The following is a 15,280-nucleotide window of genomic DNA, read 5'->3' as shown; positions in this document are numbered from 1 at the left end:
AGCTATTTACGTACAAAAGGTTCGATATGCACTCCCTGCGGCAGCTTGTGCGGATCTTCCGGATTGATACGGTCATAGAACATAATACCGTCCAAATGGTCCATTTCATGCTGTACTACAATCGCTGCATAACCTTTGAAAGTCAATAGCTCCTGTGTTCCGTCTGGCAAATTGGCCTTAATACGAATTTTTTCATAACGAGGTACATATCCGGCTACGTACCGATCTACAGACAAGCACCCCTCACCTTGTTCCAAATAAATCATGGACGTGGAGTGGCTGACCAGCTTCGGATTAAACAACGCATACTCTACCGTTTTGTCCCCATCTTCATAATAAATAGCGCACATTCTTTTGTTCAAACCTACCTGGTTCGCAGATAATCCCACACCCGGGCGCAGTTCATAGCGGGTAGCCAGCTCTTCATTTTGGCTATTTTTCAGATAATCCAGCATCCATTGCATCTGTTGAAGATCCTCTTCAGACAGTGGCAAGCATACCGGATCCACCTTCGTACGCAAAATAGACTCCCCTTCACGCACGATATCCTTCGTGAGAAGCATGTCCATCGATTGATTACTCATTCGTCAGCCTCGATTCATTAAAATAAATATACTTTCATGTTATTCTGCAAAAGTTAGGGGAGTTCCCAATATTCCTACAAGTTTTATCCCATAAATTATATCTATTCATGAAATGAATTGTCAAAATGAAGCGGTATTTAAGTCATTAAATATTCATTGCCTTAATGGTTTATCTAATTAACAATTATACTTATGCTCTATATAGCACAAAACGAAAAACCTCCTTAACCAATGAAGTGGTCAGGAGATTTTTTGCCGTTATCATACCTTTGAAATTAATCATACGTATCTTTTCTTACTATTAAGATGGATGCTCCAACGCACTTGGAGCTTCACTAAACAGCTGCGCCTTTGGATTCGGCTGTGTCCAGGTATTATAATATTGCGAGTTCTTGCCGTAGGAATTGTCAATGACAACGTGCGGCATATCAAGCAGACAGGCCAGAATGTGACCGTGCAGCCGTGAAGTGCGAACCTCGCGGTAAGAGCTGAACAGCGTAACCGCTTTGTTCATGAGATGGTCTGTGTACTTGTACCAGAACGTACGTGTAGGCAACGGTCCACCGATTTTCTTATCCAGTCGATAAAACTTCTGGAAATAGACAATTCCCTTCACTTCCAGCGGAGTGAACAAAGTATCCCAGTCCAGCCGGTGAGCGGCATCTGCCTCGTCATCGAACTTCTTTTGTCCACCCACCGTTTCAATATCAGTCCGCAGGAAATACAATACATCCTTCACTGTTTCCGTAGTCGGCTTCAATGGCCAGAGCTGGTGCGCCATATCAGGGCATAGTGTGATACTGCACTGGTTCAGCTTGTCCTTAGCCCACTGATAAGAGCGTGTATCCCGCACAAACATATGTAGATCCGGATGAGCATTGAACAAGGCAGCGACTTCATTAGCCTTCTGTTCAGATTGAAAGTGGATCGTCTGCGGCATAATTACAATTCGGTGGTTAGGGAAATCGCGAACGATGCGTTCTCGCAAATTTTGGTGATTTGAATAGAGATCGCCGAAGTTGCCGCCGCCGTGGCACACGATAATCCAGTCACCCGGAATTTGAAGCCGATCGGGAATATCCATAGCGCTATAACGGGCACGGACACGGATGCCATTATCCTTGAAGAACGCTTCGGTGCCTTTCATGATGAGTACATCCCCACCGTTATTATAGACGGGATAATCGACATAAATGATATTCGAACCTTGGGGGACTACGTCGAGAATGACGCTCAGCTTATTTTTCAGTTTAGCCATGGGATGCAAATTCGGCATCTTTCAGTTCTCCCTTCCTGCGCTTCTTTTGTATAGTCTGAATGACAAATGTAATGTCACTTTTATCAAAAATGATCCGTGATAGCGGAACATTGAAAAACATCGGGAATGAGAACAGTGAGAACGCCAATCGTACACAAGCGCCTACAAGCAAAGCAATCGCAATGCCGTCCAGACCAAAGATCGGTGTACAAATAAAAAATAGACCGACGGTGATCGCATAGGCTACAATTTGCCGGAACAATACCAGTCCCGGACGTCCCAGCGCGTTAAAGGCCGAAGCCAGAATCCATGAGCCGCCACCAATGATACATTCCAGTGACAGCAGGTAGAACGTTAGCGATGCTTCCAGAAAAGCGGGGCCGTACAGCAAACCCAGCATGTATCGTCCAATGAAGAGAGCAGGCACAATGACGATTAGCATCGCAGCCATAGAGATGCGAAAAGCACGACCTACTGTTTCGACAATCTTGCTGTGCTCCATCCCCGTCACCTTAGGAAAAGTAACGTTAGTGACGGCATTTTGCACCACATTGAACACACGAGACAAGGCGTAGACGACAGAGTACAGACCGAACGCTTTGGGTGATAGCAGCGCCACAATAACGATTTTGTCCGTTTGTGTGGACAGCGTCCCCATCAGCTCCATCCCGTAAACCCTCGCTCCATAGCTATAATAAGGACGAAGCACTTGGCGGCTGGTAAATGGACGGAAAGCACGCAAATTCATATACTTGCGCAAACGGAGGAACGCCCATACTAGCGCAAGGAAACTCGCGGCAAAATTCACTGCTCCTGCCAGCTGCACATTGAGCAGGCCCATCAGCCACAGTGTCACCAGACCGATGAAATTCAGTAACGGGTAGTAAAACAACAGACCGTTATATACGCTAAATCGATCCAGCCCTTGCGACAATGCTGTCGTCAGCGCTGTAAGCACTGCCAGCGGTATGGCTGCCGCACAATAAAGCTGGGACAGCTGGATGATATCCGCACCATAACCATTCAGCCACAGCGGCATGCATATCCAGGCCACCGCTCCCGCCAACAAGCTGGCAGGCAACTGAATCCAGAGCGACAACGCCAGCAGTTCTTCCGTCGTGCCTGTTTTCTTCTTGATGTTATAAATTAACGACGTTGGTAATCCGAAGCTCAACACACTGCCGATCAACGTAGGCCAGAACAGAACTGCCGCCAGTTCTCCTTTCCCCTCTACTCCGAGCATACGTGCGGTCAGGATGGAAGTCAGGGTCGTGACGATTAGCACAAAAAAATTGTTAAAGCTCGTGCGCATGATCGTTTTGGCGAGACTGTCACCCGTGAATACTTTCCTTGCTGCTGTCCATGTGCTCATGTTACGTCCAACTCCTGTTCCTTATTAAGCCTCTCGTCTCTATGCTCACATTGCGTCTTTTGACGCACCTCCATCAGCCTACCGTTTTTTTGGAATTGCGTTCAGGCAACTGTCCCCCGCCAACAGGCTCCTTTGGACTTGAAAAGATTGCTTTCAACGCTCTTCTATAGCCTTGAATGGCAGTATGATTTTTCTTGGGCTTTTCTCTCAAAATCTGATACAACGTCGTCCAGTATAGTGCTGCATAACCAATCGGCCCAGATCCCTCTTCACGCAGGAGATGAATATGATTCATCACCCGCATATAAGTAACCTGCTCCATATTGTCGCGCGAGGACGGCGATTCGTGATGAAGCAGCGTAAGCGCCGGGTTAATGTATAACGGACCGCTTTTCATTGCGATGCGTGAAAGTAATAAATCCTCGCCTACGCTATAGCTTTGCAACCAAGGTACCGGCTCCAGACTGCGAATCGCCTCACGGCGAAATGACATATTGCAGCCATGAAAAAACTGGGTTCTAAACGTCTTCTTGGCCTTATGCCAGTTATACATCGAGCCGGACTGACCGCTGAGGGACAACCTCCCTTTGGACAAAGACTGCTGGAATGACAGCAAGCATCGAATCGTTCCCATGAAGCTGTTACTCATTCCCTGTGCAATACCGCCAACACCAGCGGCCTGCGGGTAAGCCTCATAGGTACGCATCAACTCATTCAAATAGTTGCTCGGCAGCTCAACGTCATCGTCAAGGAACAAAATGATGTCACCCTGCGCAAGTTCAGCTGTCTTTACACGAGATAACCATAATCCCGGCTGCTCCTTGCGATGATATCGGTAGGTAATTCCCGCTCTGCCCAACTGACGCTCATAACGTTCCAGCACATGCTTCGGCAGTTCTCCGTCGTCAATAATCCATAGCTCGGTTTCACATGCCTCCGGTGCTCCCCCAATGGCAATTGAATTAATGCATCGGGTCAGATCATCAACCCGATTTCGGGTGCACAGAGCAATGGACAAGCTTAACATCATACTCCCCCTTTATCCTGTCAGTGTGTTAAAAAAACAGTTTACTGAACCGCCGGGCCTAAATATTCGTTATATTTTTGCTTGCGCGGGTTCAGAATGAACAACACCCCCTGCTTGTATCCATCTGCGGCATTAAAATTGCGGCGCAGCATTTCTTTGAGCATCAAGTAGGATAAGGTCCATAAAAGGGCTCCATACTGAATCACTCCAGCCTTTTTCAAGGCAAGAAAATAATAGTGGTTAATCGCTGTAGCCTTGGCTACTTTGCCCGCCTTATCGCGCGAGCTTGGAGATTCATGATGAATGATGGTTAAGTCAGGATTGATAACCAATTTGCCGTAACGGCTCGCCAACTGGCACATGTACAAATCGTCAGCAACGGCATAACTGGTCATCCACGGATACGGCTTCATGTCCCGAAGCGCATCCCTCCGAAATGACATATTGCAGCCATGGAAAAATTCTGTATCGAAAACCTCAGTCGCTTCGCCCCAACGCAGCAAAGAACCTGCCAGACTACTAGGCGAGAGCTTGCCGAGGGATGAAGACATCTGAAATGTCAAAACGCCCAGCAGCTTTCCTGCCCGGCTCGAATGTAATCCCTTTGCAATCCCTCCAACACCCACAATCGTTTCATCCTGATCATAGGTATCGAGCAAGCGCCGGATATAGAGTTTATCGTCCAGTTCTGCATCATCGTCAAAATACAGCACAATATCATACCGCACAAGAGACAAGGCCTCATAGCGGGACAACCAAACGCCGGGACGACTTTTTTTATAATATTTCAAAACGCTTTGAGGCAATCCGGATACCATGTGACGGTACTGCTCGATCTGTTGGTCGGAAATATCGCCGTCATCAACAATCAGCAGTTCTACAGCCGTATGCTCCAATTGCTGCTGTACTGCAATAGATTGTATACAGCGTGTCAGGTCTTCGATCCGGTTGCGGGTACAAATGATGATGGAGACATCGGACATGCCATTACCTCCTGTGTGTGTATCCAGATGCTTTGGAAGAGATATTCTAAGTTTTTCCAATTGCTGGATTATATATGTTTATTGTATCTTTGACAGCGTTTTAGTGTATATACCTCTTTTGTATACTTTTTCAGTCTCCAAAAGGGTAGACAATCCTCTAAAAAGAGCAAAAAAATAGGATTGGCTTCTAGTGCCAATCCTGATTTACCCCTGGAAGTCCAGAAACAACGTCGCATTCACATACCGACGTGCCATGGACAAAAAATAACTATTTTGCACCGCTACCGCTGCCACCAGCAAAGTATTACGCACTGCTTCACACTGGTTAGGGGTCAAATGCTGTAAACGGCTGATGTATTGATCGGCCGCCTGAACCAGCAGCTCCTCTGTCGCAGCTTCCTGGCGCTGCTGTCCTGTAACGGAATTTCCGTTGTCCTTTGCATAGCCTGCTCCAGCAACATCGAGCAGTTGGTCTCCGTTCGCATCCAGCTCCTCAAACAAAGTTGAATAGGCGGCGTACAAATCGACCGGCTGAATCAGATCGTCCGTATCATCTTCGGGTTGTTGGAACAGGATATGAAATAGCTGACGAATGGATTCAAAATCAAGACATGATTTTAAATCTTCCACAATGAGCAATATAGCTGCCTGGTTGACCGAGTATTTTTTGCCGATCTTCGGAGCGCCGAGAAATTCCTTGAAGTCGCGTTTGACCCAATTTTGCATAGATGCCAGTGAGACATGACTGTATTCGACCAGTTGACCCAGGGAAACGATCTCCTGCAGCGAAAAGGCTGCGCTGTGCTTACCCTTGATGATTTTATCTAGCACAGGTGTCACGTCGGTGTATAAAAATGTCGGCATCGTGCTCCCGGAACGGGCGAGATGGCTATGAGTGCGCCTCCAGGCGTCCTGTAGAACGGCCAAAGGCTGCAATTCGCGGCGACCTTCCATGGCCAGCAGCAAATGGGCCATATCACGACGAGTAAGGGTAAAAGACTCCATCTGCTTTCCTCCCTTTATTACATTTCAAGTTCATTTGAACTCATCATACGCCCTCAAACTAGGCTTGTAAAGTGAAGCAATGATCCGTGCGGGTTCTATTATGCCTTATTTTCCGTGTAAATTGGAGGTAGGTGACCTGCTATGATTCCATATGAACCTTGTATATTTCCTTTTAAGTTCTTAAAATAAGTTCAAGTGAACTTAAAATGGAGTTCCTTAAAAAATTGAACGAAAAAGGGATGAGTGAAAATTATATGGGTATAGGTGTCAGTCTATTTTTGTTTGCGGTGTTGATTTTATTTAGTGCTTTTTTCGTGGCTACCGAGTTTGCGATTATTAAAATCCGTTCCAGCCGGGTCGATCAGCTGGTCGTGGAGAACCGTAAAAACGCACTGGCGCTACAAAAAGTCGTCAATAATCTGGACGGCTACCTGTCCGCCTGTCAGCTTGGTATTACGATTACAGCGTTGGGACTCGGCTGGCTCGGTGAACCGACCGTAGTCAAATTGCTGGAGCCTCTCTTTCAACAGCTCAACATCAATGGGGATTTTTCACATATCCTGGCCTTTATTATTTCATTCGTCATTGTAACTTACCTGCACGTGGTGATCGGCGAACTGGCTCCCAAAACATTGGCGATCCGCAAAGCGGAAGCTGTCAGTCTGTTAACCTCCCCAGTCATCGTGTGGTTTAATCGGATTATGTATCCGTTTATTTGGCTCCTTAACGGCTCGGCCAATCGTCTGGTTCGTCTGTTTGGTCTTCAACCGGCTAGTGAGCATGAAGAAGCGCACTCTCAGGAAGAAATTCAGATCATTTTGTCCGAAAGCGTGGAAAGTGGTAAGATCAATAACACCGAATATGGCTACGTAAATCGTATCTTTGCTTTTGACGAGACCGTTGCCAAAGAAATTATGGTACCACGTACAGATATGGTATGCTTGTTTACGAATCGCTCGCTACAAGAAAACATGCTGACTATTCACGAAGAGCAGTATACCCGTTTTCCGGTGGCGACAGACAGCAAGGATCAGATCATTGGTATGATTAATACCAAACAGCTATTCCTTGAGTATGATCGCAATCCAGAGCTTGTTTTCGACAGTCTGATTCAACCGATCTTGACCGTTCCGGAAGTTATCCCCGTCAACACACTGCTGAAACGTATGCAGAAGGAGCAGGTTCATATCGCTCTCCTGGTCGATGAATACGGTGGAACCTCCGGCCTCATTACCATTGAGGACATTTTGGAGGAGATTGTTGGCGAAATTCGGGACGAATTTGATAAGGATGAACGGAAGGAAATCGAGAAACTGACGGAGAACAGTTATTTGATGGATGGTAAAGTGATGCTTTCCGATCTGAGTGATCTGACGGGCTTGACATTGGACGATGAAGACGTGGATACTGTCGGAGGGTGGGTGTATAGCCGGGTTCCGGAACCTAGACAGGGCAAGGAATTCATAGAAGAGAATGTGAAATTTATCATTCGTGAAATGGGTAAAAATCGTATTCGTCGGGTGGAGATTATTTTACACCACACATCCCCCGCATCTGAATTGGAAGCAGAATCGGACACTTCTTCCCGGGAGTGAACCGTGTGACCTGAGCGTTTATCTTTGCACTTGACACTTGTGTTCACTCCTACTGAAATGACATATTCCCAGGGCAAACGACTTAGGTCGTTTGCCCTGCACGCGTGTAAGGAGGAGCTAGTAAAGTGGATATTTTATCTTCTATTATTATGGGAATTATTGAAGGACTGACAGAGTTTTTGCCGGTCTCTTCGACGGGTCACATGATCCTCACGGCTGATCTTCTAGGATTAAACACAGAGAATGATACGGTCAAAACGTTTGAGGTTATCGTACAATTAGGTGCTGTGCTGGCAGTCGTCGTATTATACTGGCGCAGATTCCTGAGCCTGTTTGATTTCAGACGCAAAATCTCGAGTCAGCCACGTCTAAACCTGTTACATATTATTTTAGCCATGATCCCAGCGGGGCTAATTGGCGTACTGTTCCGTGATGTAATCAAGCAATACCTGTTTGGTCCTGAAACGGTTTTATACAGTTTGGTGATCGGGGGCCTACTCATGATCGCGGCTGAAAAATTTCATCCGCCTATTAGATCACATACGCTGGATGAGATCACTTACAAACAAGCTTTTACGATCGGTTTGTTCCAAGTCCTAGCCCTATGGCCAGGATTCTCCCGTTCAGGCTCAACCATGTCTGGGGGCCTATTCGCACGTGTAAGCCATACGGCAGCCGCGGAATTTACATTCCTCGTATCTGTTCCGGTCATGCTGGGTGCATCGGGTATTGATATGATCAAAAGTATGGATCATCTGTCTATGAGTGATTTCCCAGTGTTCGCGGCCGGCTTTATTACTGCCTTTATCGTCGGGATGCTGGCGATCAAAACATTCCTCGGTCTGCTCAAACGCTTGAGCCTGACTACGTTCGCCATTTACCGCTTCGTGCTGGCGGCTGTGTTCTTTTTCATTATTTTATAAGCCATCGTTTGGTATCAATAAATAAAAAAAGGGATATCCATAGGGTCTGAATGATCAGCCTTGGATATCCCTTTTACTATTTTGCTGAAAGGAAAGATAGTCTGGAACTATCCCTATCATGCGTTCTGATTATTGTTTGGATTCCAGCGTAGTCAAATATTCCGAGATTTGAGCTGGCGTTTTAGCGTATTTGCTGTGCAAATGAGCAATTTTTTCTCCATTACGGAACACGAGCAGACTCGGAATGCCGCGCACTTGATTTTCTTCGGCAATCGGCTGGAATTTCTCCGCATCAAGCGCAAAGAAACGCTTATCTGCGTTTTCCTCAATAATGCCGTCCATAAATTTATCCAGTGTCTTGCAATCCGGACACCAGGTTGTATCAAATTTCACGACAGTCAGACCGTCACCATTAATTAAATCCTGATATTGCTGCTGAGATTCGATGCGTTCCATTCGTTGGTCCCTCCTAGAGTGTATTTATAACGTCTCCATATTCACATATGAATTATAAACCGAGGCTTATTCCTATATTGTAATGATTCTTTTATAAATTGCAACTGGGACGGGTACATGTTTGACACTTGTCCTATACTTGCTCGGATTAGCGATATTGCGCATCATACCGATTGGCTCGGCTGATTTGCTGTAGCGTCTGCCGCTCTTGCCTGGTTAGCGGTGCAATATCCGCAGCAGAAATATTATGCTCCAATTGTCCCAAAGAGCTTGCACCCGGGATCACAGCAGCGACAGTCGGATGAGACAGGCTATAACGGATCGCTGTCTGAACCATACTACGATCCGCCCCTCCAAATGCCTTTAATTGCTTACGCACGTCCAGCAACTCTGCTTCATTGTAGTCCAGATATCCCTTGGCTATCTTCCCTTCCCCTTCGTCAGCCAATACACCACTGGCCACTGGCCCACGTGCAATCACGCTAATTCCCCGTTCCTGAAGCAAAGACAGTACCTCTTCCTCTGCACGCCGATCCAGCAAACTATACTGATTCATAACACTAACGATATTCGAGCGTTTGACATATTCACGGATGACATGAGGGCGAATTGAGGAAATACCATAATAACGGATGACTCCCTCCCGCTGCAATTGCTCAAAAGCCTCAATGGTTTCGTCCATCGGATCGTCAATCGTCCCTCCGTGCAACTGATACAGGTCGATGTAGTCCGTTCCAAGGCGGCGTAGGCTCTCTTTAACAGCAGACAGAATATATTTCTTGGATGGGTCCCATCCCCAGCCCTCCTGCCCCGGTAGACGCCGATTGCCAACCTTGGTCGCCAGGATGACCTCCTGTCGCCGTCCACGGATCGCTGCACCTACGATTTCTTCATTGCGTCCGTGCTGGTACAAATCTGCCGTATCCAACAGGTTTACGCCCCTGTCTAGCGCTTCATGAATCAAGTAAACACCTTGCTGCTCCTCCGTACCGACCGACATACATCCCAGACCAATTTCACCTACCAGCAAATCCGATGATCCCAGGCGGTTTTTTTTCATTTATGCTCCCCTCACTTCCAATAACGTATAACTTTAAATTTTTAATATTCCTCTATTGAATCAATTTCATAAATGATTAAACTAACGAAATGTATACCTCATATAGACAAATTAAACCATTTTGATCTATATGTACTCTTTATTAAAGCTACTGAAGGTATTATGAAATTGATTCTATTATACGAAAAAAAATATACAAAAAAAACAATCCCAAAGGCATAGAGACTCCACGCTCTCCAATCCTTTGAGGTTGTTGTATGAAATTCGTATTCCATTCATGCTATCCGAACAGCCATCGGACAGCCTTAGGAAATTGACGCTGAAAACAATCCACACGATGCACCGCATCCTGATCCAACTCAAGGAGCACATCTTTTGCATCCAGTCCCTGTGTCCGCAGCACCTCGTGTGCCTGGAGGGTCAGCGGAACCATATCTTTTTGTACATTCGTCTTCCCTTCACCTTCACGGGTCCCGACAGATATATAAAAGCGATGTATCCCATCCCTCACAGTTGCACAAGATGCAGATTGCATATAACCAATCATACCCGGATACCAATACGAGCCTGAGATGGAACCGACGCGTCCGAATATGTCCTTATACTTGAAGACGGCATACATGGAAATTAATCCGCCCAATGAGGCGCCGATGATTCCCGTATGCTCCGGTCCGGTTTTTACCGGATATCTCCCCTCGACGTACGGCATTACTTTTGTAACCACAAACGCCAGATAGGCATCTCCGCCACCGCCAAAAGCAGGTCTTCCTTCTACTAAAGCAGCTGCCTTCCAAGGCGTATAATCATCCAGCCGATTTACGGGCTGAATACCTACCAGCACGACACGGGGCAACTCTCCCGTAGAAAAACCTCTTTCCAGCTCATCCAACCCGCTTAGAAATAAAGAGCTGCCATCCTGCACATACAGCACAGGATACAGCTCATTATGACTCACGGAGACGGGAGGTGTATAGACGTGCACAAGGTACCCATCTAATGGAATTTCATCTACATGACCTTTCATCCTACACAGTCCCCCATGATGTGAATGTATTCATTACAGTGCAGCATCCATTTCCTTGATCATTTCAGATACGGATTCCAGACCATTACCTGACAGGTACCAGTAGTTAGGATCAAGGTATACAATATGACCGTTTTTAAATGCATTGGTTTTCTTCACCAGTTCATTCTCAATGGTTTGTTTACCTGTAACCTGTTCCTTGCCTTCCTCGACCACCACAGCCCCACGGTCAACAACAAAAATATAATCCGGATTTTTTTGCTGTACATATTCAAAAGAAACCTTTTGTCCATGCGTGGATACTTTAATGCCCGGATCTACAGGGGTTACGCCAAAAGCATCATGAATGATACCGAAGCGGGATTGTGAGCCATATGCGCTCAGGCTTCCTTCATTCGTCAGCACGATCAGTCCTTTAGCTTTGCTCGCTACAGCCTTGTCATGTACGGCCTTGATGGAGCTATCAATCGCAGCCAGCTCCTGCTTGGCAGCATCCTCTTTATCGAAGATTTTTCCCAATGTTTCAACGTTTTTCTTAAAGGAATTGATATAATCCTTGGTGTCTACAGCCATCGAAATGGTCGGTGCAATTTTACTCAACTCTTTATATGCATCAGCTTGTCTGCCGCCGATGATGATGAGTTCAGGAGACAGATCACTGATTTTCTCGTAATCCGGTTCAAACAGCGTGCCTGCACTTGCATATTTGGAATCTTTATATTTGCTCAAATACGTAGGAAGATCCTGCTGCGCTACTGCCGCAACGTCAACGCCCAGCTTATCCAGCGTATCCAATGAACCAAAATCAAAGACAACGACATTTTTTGGATTAACTTTGACTTGGACCGGGTTTTCATCCAGTGCGTGTTTGACCGAGATGGTTTTGGATTCCGTTGTTGCAGCAGAGGAGCCGTTTCCAGTCGCTTCCGGTGTTGCCGGAGCTGCTTTGCCACAGGCTGACACAATCAGTACCAATGCAAGCATTAGCGTTAAAAACATCATATTTTTCTTCATTTAACATTCCCCCTAAGTGAAATAAACGCAAATTTTATGGTCACCGATCTGTTGAATCGGAATATCCATATCGTACAAATCCTTTAATACCTGACTATCAATCATCTCGTCAGCCGTTCCTTGTTTTAGCAACCTGCCATCCTTCATCCCTACAATATAGTCTGAATAGCAGGATGCAAAATTAATGTCGTGCAACACGACCAGAATCGTTTTGCCGAGATCATCCACCAAACCGCGCAACGTCTTCATAATCTGAACCGAATGCTTCATATCCAGATTGTTCAGCGGCTCATCCAGCAGGATGTATTCTGTGTCCTGAGCCAAAATCATGGCAATAAAAGCCCGCTGTCGCTGTCCCCCACTAAGCAAATCAATATGCTTATCTTTCATGTCCTCCAGTCCCATGTAGGCCATAGACTGCTCCACCATTTTGCGATCCTCGCTGTTCAATCTGCCCTTGGAATACGGAAAACGGCCGAAGCTAACCAGCTCCTTCACGGTTAAGCGGATATTGACATCGTTCGTCTGTTTTAAAATAGATATCTTCCGGGCTAGCTCCTCACTTTTTGTCAGGCTCACGGCCTGCCCGTCGATGAAGATTTCTCCCTCATCACTGTTAGTCAGGCGACTGATCATCGACAACAAGGTGCTTTTTCCAGCGCCGTTAGGTCCAATAAAGGAGGTAATCGTACCTTTAGGTACAGTGACGGATACCTGATCCACCACATTTTTATTCCCGTAGCGTTTGGATACGTTTCTGACTTCTACCATGACTTATTCTCCCGCAGCAAAAGGTACAGGAAGTACACCCCCCCGATAAAGTTAATAATGACACTGACCGTTGTCGATAAGTCGAATACTCTTTCTGCCAGCAGTTGGCATCCTGCCAACGCAATGACACTGACACAAATAGAGGCCGGAATAATATAACGATGCTGATAGGTTTTCATCACCTGATAAGTCACATTGGCCACAATTAATCCGAGAAACGTAATCGGCCCGACCAGTGCCGTGGATATGGAGATAAGAATCGCTACGATAATTAGCAGCCTTTTGATAATAAAACCATAAGGGAGACCTAAATTAATCGCATGCTCTCGTCCGAGCGACAGCACGTCCAGATACTTGATGAATCTCCACGCATAAGCAAATACGAGCACAAGAATGAATACAGAAAGCCACAGCAGCTCAGTGTTTACATTACTGAAGCTGGCAAAGCTCTTGTCCTGGATTTTCGCAAATTCATTCGGATCAATCAGTACCTCCATAAAGGTAGACAGACTGTTGAATAGTGTGCCGAACACCAGACCGATCAGCAAAAGTACATAAATCCCGCGTCCATCTTTGCGGAAAATTAATTTGTATAGCAGTCCTGCGAACAGCACCATCAGCCCTACCGACAGCAAAAAGTTCAATTCTTTGCTGGTCGAAATGAAAGGGACGGAACCAAATGCAAAAATAATCGTCGTCTGAATCAGCATATACAGTGAATCCAGTCCAATAATACCGGGAGTCAAAATCTTATTATTCGTAACCGTCTGGAAAATAACTGTTGCAAAAGCAATGGAGCCACCTGTCAGAATGAAGGCTGCGATCTTTTTCAATCGTCGTGGCAGCGCGTAATGCCAGGTATGTGGAAGATCTATAAACACGAAAGCAGCAATCAACACAAGCGCGGCAGCGGCTAATATTCCGATTTTTAATTTAGGATTCATAAGCCCTTCTCCTCAGCAGCAAATACAAAAACAACGCGCTCCCGATCACACCAACCGTAAGCCCTACAGAAATTTCATACGGATAAATGATCACCCGTCCCAAAATATCGCAAAACAGCACAAAGACGGCGCCCAAGATCGCTGTATGGGCCAGGCTTTTTTTCAGATTATCCCCCATATACATGCTGACCAGATTGGGTACAACCAGCCCCAAAAAGGGAATCGTTCCGACCGTTAAGATGACAACAGAAGAAACCAAAGCCACGATCACCAAACCGACATTGACGGTGCGCTTGTAATGTACACCCAAGTTGGCCGCAAAATCCTCACCCATGCCTGCAATTGTAAAACGATTCGCATATATGTACGCCAACGCAACCAAAGGAATACTAAGATATAGCATCTCGTAGCGACCACTCATGATTAGAGAAAAGTCTCCCTGCATCCACGAAGAAATGCCCTGGATCAGATTGTATTTGTAAGCAAAAAAGGTCGTTACCGAATTTAAAATGCCTCCAAACATCAAACCGACAAGCGGGATAAATACCGGGTCCTTGAAACGGATTTTATCCAGTATTTTCATGAAAATCAGTGTTCCCCCTAGAGCAAATCCGAAAGCCGTCAGCATCTTCGTCCAAAATCCTGCTGCTCCAAACACCATAATAGCCATCAGCACACCCAATCGTGCCGCATCCATCGTCCCTGCAGTGGTGGGAGATACAAATCGGTTCCGGGTAAGCTGCTGCATAATGAGCCCACAGATACTCATACTCGCCCCTGCGATAATGATACTGATCAATCGTGGGAATCTGCTAATCAGGAGTACCTGCGCCTGATCGTTGGTTAAGTGGAACACATCAAGTGGAGTTACATCATGAACACCGATAAAAACCGAGGCGAAGGCCAGTACCAGAAAAGCCAGTATTAAATAACGCAATTTCATGTTCTAACCAAGGGAGCCTGTTCTCCAACAACCTGTACCAAGCTTCGGCCCTGTCCTCCCCTCCAATAATGATAATGATTATCAAAATCAACTAGCATAAATTATATCAGTCATACCGTATCTGTCAATGTGATGAGGTTTTAAAGCTGGACAAAAAAGCTGCAGAGAACTTTCTCGACACCCCACCTGGACAACCCAAGGAGCAAATAAGAGTAAAATCCGGTAAACTGGAAATAGAGAGTTTGGGAGCCCTTTTTTATGTTTATGGTGAGCAGTTCTGGAAACCGAGTTCATTAACTTTGGTTAGTAAAAAAATAGGAG

Annotated in this window: 15 protein-coding genes; 2 read left to right on the top strand and 13 right to left on the bottom strand. The window is 46.0% G+C overall.

Features of this window, described 5'->3' with window-relative positions:
• Positions 1-2: 2 nt before the first annotated feature.
• The 6 genes from def to MKX30_RS25785 all read right to left on the bottom strand — a co-directional run bounded on the left by def (position 3) and on the right by MKX30_RS25785 (position 6,229).
• Positions 3-584, bottom strand: a complete 582-nt coding sequence (gene def / locus MKX30_RS25810) for a peptide deformylase (RefSeq protein WP_028541815.1) — start codon at positions 582-584, stop codon at positions 3-5.
• A 301-nt stretch (positions 585-885) separates the two neighbouring features.
• A complete protein-coding gene (locus MKX30_RS25805; RefSeq protein ID WP_341063845.1) occupies positions 886-1,860 on the bottom strand; it encodes a polysaccharide pyruvyl transferase family protein in 975 nt (324 codons plus the stop codon).
• Positions 1,835-3,214, bottom strand: coding sequence for a lipopolysaccharide biosynthesis protein (locus MKX30_RS25800; RefSeq protein ID WP_028541812.1), 1,380 nt, complete (start codon positions 3,212-3,214; stop codon positions 1,835-1,837). The genes MKX30_RS25805 and MKX30_RS25800 overlap by 26 nt, the downstream gene beginning before the upstream one ends.
• 73 nt (positions 3,215-3,287) lie before the next feature.
• Entirely contained in the window at positions 3,288-4,241 is a 954-nt protein-coding gene (locus MKX30_RS25795) for a glycosyltransferase family 2 protein (protein WP_023990347.1), read from the bottom strand.
• A 41-nt stretch (positions 4,242-4,282) separates the two neighbouring features.
• Positions 4,283-5,224, bottom strand: a complete 942-nt coding sequence (locus MKX30_RS25790) for a glycosyltransferase family 2 protein (RefSeq protein WP_028541811.1) — start codon at positions 5,222-5,224, stop codon at positions 4,283-4,285.
• A gap of 204 nt (positions 5,225-5,428) precedes the next feature.
• On the bottom strand, positions 5,429-6,229 hold the full coding sequence (locus MKX30_RS25785; protein ID WP_028541810.1) for a DUF1836 domain-containing protein: 801 nt from the start codon (positions 6,227-6,229) through the stop codon (positions 5,429-5,431).
• A 224-nt stretch (positions 6,230-6,453) separates the two neighbouring features.
• Here MKX30_RS25785 and MKX30_RS25780 point away from each other — a divergent pair, with 224 nt between their 5' ends.
• Both MKX30_RS25780 and bacA read left to right on the top strand, forming a co-directional pair.
• Positions 6,454-7,824, top strand: a complete 1,371-nt coding sequence (locus MKX30_RS25780) for a hemolysin family protein (RefSeq protein WP_028541809.1) — start codon at positions 6,454-6,456, stop codon at positions 7,822-7,824.
• Positions 7,825-7,949: 125 nt separating this feature from the next.
• Positions 7,950-8,747, top strand: a complete 798-nt coding sequence (gene bacA / locus MKX30_RS25775; protein ID WP_013312007.1) for an undecaprenyl-diphosphate phosphatase — start codon at positions 7,950-7,952, stop codon at positions 8,745-8,747.
• 129 nt (positions 8,748-8,876) lie between these two features.
• Here bacA and MKX30_RS25770 read toward each other — a convergent pair whose 3' ends face one another.
• From MKX30_RS25770 to MKX30_RS25740, 7 genes are all read right to left on the bottom strand, one after another.
• A complete protein-coding gene (locus MKX30_RS25770; RefSeq protein WP_013312008.1) occupies positions 8,877-9,203 on the bottom strand; it encodes a thioredoxin family protein in 327 nt (108 codons plus the stop codon).
• 148 nt (positions 9,204-9,351) lie between these two features.
• A complete protein-coding gene (locus MKX30_RS25765) occupies positions 9,352-10,263 on the bottom strand; it encodes an aldo/keto reductase (protein WP_053326119.1) in 912 nt (303 codons plus the stop codon).
• 280 nt (positions 10,264-10,543) lie between these two features.
• Positions 10,544-11,287, bottom strand: coding sequence for an alpha/beta hydrolase (locus tag MKX30_RS25760; protein ID WP_053326120.1), 744 nt, complete (start codon positions 11,285-11,287; stop codon positions 10,544-10,546).
• Between the two features lie 33 nt (positions 11,288-11,320).
• On the bottom strand, positions 11,321-12,301 hold the full coding sequence (locus MKX30_RS25755) for a siderophore ABC transporter substrate-binding protein (protein WP_028541805.1): 981 nt from the start codon (positions 12,299-12,301) through the stop codon (positions 11,321-11,323).
• A 12-nt stretch (positions 12,302-12,313) separates the two neighbouring features.
• Entirely contained in the window at positions 12,314-13,072 is a 759-nt protein-coding gene (locus MKX30_RS25750; RefSeq protein ID WP_053326121.1) for an iron ABC transporter ATP-binding protein, read from the bottom strand.
• A complete protein-coding gene (locus MKX30_RS25745) occupies positions 13,066-14,016 on the bottom strand; it encodes an iron chelate uptake ABC transporter family permease subunit (protein WP_053326122.1) in 951 nt (316 codons plus the stop codon). Before MKX30_RS25745 ends, MKX30_RS25750 begins: the two co-directional genes overlap by 7 nt.
• Positions 14,006-14,959, bottom strand: a complete 954-nt coding sequence (locus tag MKX30_RS25740) for an ABC transporter permease (RefSeq protein WP_023990357.1) — start codon at positions 14,957-14,959, stop codon at positions 14,006-14,008. The genes MKX30_RS25745 and MKX30_RS25740 overlap by 11 nt, the downstream gene beginning before the upstream one ends.
• Positions 14,960-15,280 lie beyond the last annotated feature (321 nt).

Origin of the sequence: Paenibacillus sp. FSL P2-0173 (assembly GCF_038008045.1) — a bacterium.
Taxonomy (GTDB): Bacteria; Bacillota; Bacilli; order Paenibacillales; family Paenibacillaceae; genus Paenibacillus; species Paenibacillus polymyxa_B.
This window is presented reverse-complemented; position numbering and strand designations above follow the sequence as displayed.